Source organism: Paraburkholderia sp. UCT31 (assembly GCF_014397655.1).
GTDB classification, from domain to species: domain Bacteria; phylum Pseudomonadota; class Gammaproteobacteria; order Burkholderiales; family Burkholderiaceae; genus Paraburkholderia; species Paraburkholderia tuberum.
In genome coordinates this window covers 1-922 of sequence record NZ_VZQP01000188.1, presented here as the reverse complement: position 1 = coordinate 922, position 922 = coordinate 1, and the positions used below count along the sequence as shown (strand labels likewise).

Here is a 922-nt window from a genome sequence, read left to right as displayed (position 1 = left end):
CGAGGATCGGCGGCGGCGGACGTGCCGGCCCCATGCTCGCCGAGGCGGTCCGGGTCGTACATTGCGAAAAGATTCGCGTAGATGGAGAAGAACAGTGCTTCGATGCTGGCGTCTCTTACCGCCCGGAGCTGATCGAGCGAGGCGCTGATCAGTTCCGAGCCGCGCTGCTCCACCTTGCGCCAGGGTTCGAGGTCGCTCGAGGGCTGCCGGCTGGCTCTGACAGCATCGGCCATCGGACGCAGCGCGGCCACCCATGGATTCAGGTCCGAGAATGCCCAGCGCTGGAGACGCAACGGATGAAAGTCGCGCAGCAACCGTGCGGTCGTCTCGTTCGACGCATGCTGCACAAAGGGCTGAACGAACAGCTCGTAGGCTCGCTGGTTGAACTCCGACACCGCCGCCACGGCCTTGAACGGCTTTTCGTCCTCGCGCCGCAACTCGTTGAAATGCTCGACGGCTTCTTCCAGCCGGTGTTCGGTGAGCGAGACCTCGTATTCCGTTTTGCCGTCTGCGCCCTTTGCCTCCTTGATCGACATGCCGTAGAGGCCCGGCGCGAGCGTCTCGATTGTCTCCAGCACGTTGAAGATCTGCGTGTATTCCTTCTTCGCCACCTTGCCGGAAACAAAGATGCCGAGGTGGCCAGCGTCCTCGTGCATCAGGGCGACGATGACCTGGCCGCGCGCCTTGATCTCCTCGGTGCTGCTGTACATGTCAGCGACCCAGTTGAACGCCTGTTGCGGCGGCGTGATGTTGTCGCCCATCGATGCGAAAAGGATGATGGGCGAGCGGATGGCACGCAGATCGAAGGATTTGCCCGACGGGCCGGACACTTCGCCGGACCACAGCTTGTTGCCGATGAAGAGGTTACGGGTGATCCACTCGATCTCTTCCCGGTTCATCAGGTAGTAGCTGCCCCACCACC

Annotated in this window: 1 protein-coding gene; it reads right to left on the bottom strand. The window is 62.4% G+C overall.

Features of this window, described 5'->3' with window-relative positions; genetic code table 11:
- Positions 1 to 922: DUF3141 domain-containing protein (locus tag F6X40_RS41550; protein WP_187631899.1), on the bottom strand; the 922-nt coding region annotated here is incomplete at both ends.